The following is a 3118-nucleotide window of genomic DNA, read 5'->3' as shown; positions in this document are numbered from 1 at the left end:
GGCAGAGGCGGGGCATGCCCCGCCTCTTACACCACATCTCTGTGCGCTACCCCCGCACAGCTCCAATCATCACTTTTTTGAGAAAAATACCCCCAGCTTTAGTGGGGTGTAGTGATAATCTCGCCTGTTCGCGCTACAGTTTGTCGGAAATACCTCGATGTTAGGAACCAAATGATCACTTCCGAGCTTTTCGGCACCGCGCCGTGCGGTACCCCCGTTCATCGTTACACCCTCGACGGGCCCGAGATCTGCGTTCGCATTATGGACTATGGCGCCACGGTGCTTGGTATCGATGTGCCCGACATTCCCGGCAACGTGCGCGATGTGGTGCTGGGCTTCGATAAGCTCGAGGATTACTTTGACAACCCCGCCTGCTTTGGCGCGACCATCGGCCCTGTGGCAAACCGCACCGCTGGCGCCACGATCGCCATCGACGGCGCGGACTGGCATATGCCCGCCAACGAGGGCGCCAACAACCTGCACAGCGACCTTGAGCACGGCCTGCACAAACGTGTGTGGGATGTTGAGCTCGACGAGGTCCATAACGCCGTGCGCATGACCACCTCGCTTAAGGATGGCGAGCTGGGCCTGCCCGGCAACCGAACCTTTACGGCCGTGTTTACCGTTACGCGCACCGGCGTCTTCCGCATCGATTATGGCTGCGAGAGCGACCGCGCCACCTACGTGTCCATGACCAACCACACGTACTTTAACCTTGCAGGCCATAACGCCGGCATGGACTGCGAACATTTCTTTGTCGCCAACGCCGCCCACTACCTGCCCATTAACGAGCAGAACATCCCCACCGGCGAGATTGCTCCGGTCGAGGGAACACCGTTTGACTTTCGCGAGCTTCGCCCCGTCGCACCCGGCATGGAGGCCGACGACCCGCAGATCAAGCAGGCCCGTGGCTACGATCACTGCCTGTGCATCGATGGCTATCAGTACGGCCGCAACCTGCGCCGCGCGATGCACGTCGAGGAGATGTGGACCGGTCGTGAGATGGACTACTACACCACTGCCCCGGGCGTGCAGCTCTACACCGGCAACTGGCTGGGCGACGAGCACGCCAAGGACGACGCCAACTATGGTTGGGGCGCCGGCTTTGCCCTCGAGGCCGAGATGTACCCCGACACGCCGCACCAGCCTCTGTTCCCGCAGGGCATTGTGGGCCCGGGCCATCCCTACAGCAATGTGATCGAATACCACTTTATGAGGCACTAAGCCCGCAACGCGACATATCGCACAGCAGCGCCCGCCGGCACCACCGCCAGCGGGCGCTTTTTCATCTTTTAGGCTCGTTTTTTCTGTGACTGTATGAGTGACATATCAAAACTATGCCCATTTACTACGTTTAGCCCGGGATGCTCGACCATGCACCGGTTTTTGTTACATTTGTGAGCAGTATACCTGCGGTTTTGTTTATCTCAAATTCAACATGCTCGACGATAGCCAATCAAACGTAGTAAATGGGCATAGTTTTTGACAGGCGGCATCGCGCGCATCCCTCGCAAGGGCAAAATGATCCGTTTTCCTCCGTCCCCAAGGGATCAGTTGAACAGATTGCCAATGGGGTCGGGGGCGGAACTGGGGAGATAACGGATTTCTAGCTCTATGCCGAGCTTTTGCAACTCTTTGAAGGCGGCAATGTCCGTATCGTCTACGGCAATGGCAGGCGTTGCAGAGCGCTTGCCCTCCCTCGCCCGCATATGGCCGATGCTGATCTTGGTTATTGGCACACCGCCCTTAACCAGCGCGAGTGCATCCGTGGGCGACGCCACCATGATGAGAATCCATTGGCGCGGCGTTGCGGTATAAATGATGTCGATGGTCCTTTGCACCGAGAAAAACCGCGTCCAAACGCCTTCTGGCGCCGCCACCCTCATGGGTGCCCATTGGCGCGAATCCGCCGCGATCTCATCGTTGACGATTAAGACAAGATTGGAACCCACGGCTTCGTTCCACAGCTCAACGTCTTGCCCGTAAATGAAACGGTCATCGATACGCGTGAGAAGGATCTTGGGTTGAGCCATGGCTGCCCCATTCTGTTTGAGACCCATACGAGCGGGACGTCGGCCACCAACTCAACAGCAGGTCAAGTACCAAATGGGCACTGCAGACATCACGCCTCTAATATTAGTGCATTTAAAGTGAGAAAAGCCGTCAGAACACTTGCGCGGATGTGCGATGTCCCGTATCATAAACAGCCGTTGACGCCTCAGTTGCGTCATCACATGGCCGCCAGCGTAGCTCAGTTGGTAGAGCACCGCTCTCGTAAAGCGGGGGTCACCGGTTCGAGCCCGGTCGCTGGCTCCATTGCACAAGATAGCCGCCTTCGGGCGGCTTTTTTGTTGCCGATTTTGAGTGCGTGCGCGCCAATCCAAGCATCGCCACGTCAACAGCGGCCCACTCGGTGGACTTCGGGTTTAATGCTTAGGGGCGGGGATTTACCAAAGTGAAATCTTAATGAAAAGAAACCCAGCTGCAACAATTGCCATGGTGAGGGCTCGAATTGGCCATATAGATCTAAAATAGTCACAATATACAAATGTCGAGAGACATTGGGGATATAGATGAAAAGAACTAAGGGTTTTCTTTTGTTGGTATTGATGCTGCTCGGACTGTTCTGCCTGAGTGGCCCTTCTTGGGCCGAGGCTGCCTGTCCTGAAGGTGAGCCTCAGCAGTCTTATACGGGCAGCCTGCTGATAACTGCTAAGGAGGGCGATGCCGACTCTCAGTCTGGGGTAAATCCCCTTGCCACTTTTGAGGGGGACGGCGGTACGGTCAAGCTTGACCATATTGGTAGCGGGATTTTGAGGTAGCAAGTTCTTCCGGACAAAATTGCGAACGATCCCTTCTCTTTTGCTGGAACGATTTATCTATACAAGGTTGTGAGCGGAAAACAAAAATACGTCGATTGCTATCCGACAAACGGGTCTGGAATTGCATTCACCGGCATTTCGGGGCAGATTGATACACATGTACGAAAGGGAACCTATGTGGTGCGTTGGGTTGGAGCTGCTGCAGGCCCGATATGGATTGCGGTCTTGCGCCCCGATGTCCAAATAGATTTCTCTCTCTAGACGGGAAGTTGCTCATGGACGCCATATATGACGGA

3 protein-coding genes and 1 tRNA gene are annotated in these 3118 nt (G+C 55.8%); 3 read left to right on the top strand and 1 reads right to left on the bottom strand.

The genetic code is table 11. The annotated features are described in order from the left end of the window. Nucleotides 1-171: 171 nt before the first annotated feature. Nucleotides 172-1224: an aldose epimerase family protein gene (locus DW645_RS09070; protein ID WP_118227294.1), complete on the top strand. Its 1053-nt coding sequence runs from the start codon at nt 172-174 to the stop codon at nt 1222-1224. Between the two features lie 326 nt (nt 1225-1550). Here DW645_RS09070 and DW645_RS09065 read toward each other — a convergent pair whose 3' ends face one another. Further along, the gene (locus DW645_RS09065; RefSeq protein ID WP_118227293.1) at nt 1551-2033 is read right to left on the bottom strand and encodes a PTS sugar transporter subunit IIB; all 483 of its coding nucleotides are present in this window, start codon (nt 2031-2033) and stop codon (nt 1551-1553) included. A gap of 207 nt (nt 2034-2240) precedes the next feature. Here DW645_RS09065 and DW645_RS09060 point away from each other — a divergent pair. After that, nucleotides 2241-2316 (top strand) — tRNA-Thr (locus DW645_RS09060). 257 nt (nt 2317-2573) lie between these two features. Then, entirely contained in the window at nt 2574-2822 is a 249-nt protein-coding gene (locus tag DW645_RS09055; RefSeq protein ID WP_118227292.1) for a hypothetical protein, read from the top strand. Nucleotides 2823-3118 lie beyond the last annotated feature (296 nt).

The organism is Collinsella sp. AM23-17 (assembly GCF_003470945.1).
Classification (GTDB): domain Bacteria; phylum Actinomycetota; class Coriobacteriia; order Coriobacteriales; family Coriobacteriaceae; genus Collinsella; species Collinsella aerofaciens_O.
The sequence above is the reverse complement of the archived record's forward strand: the minus strand, read 5'-3'. Positions and strand labels throughout refer to the sequence as shown.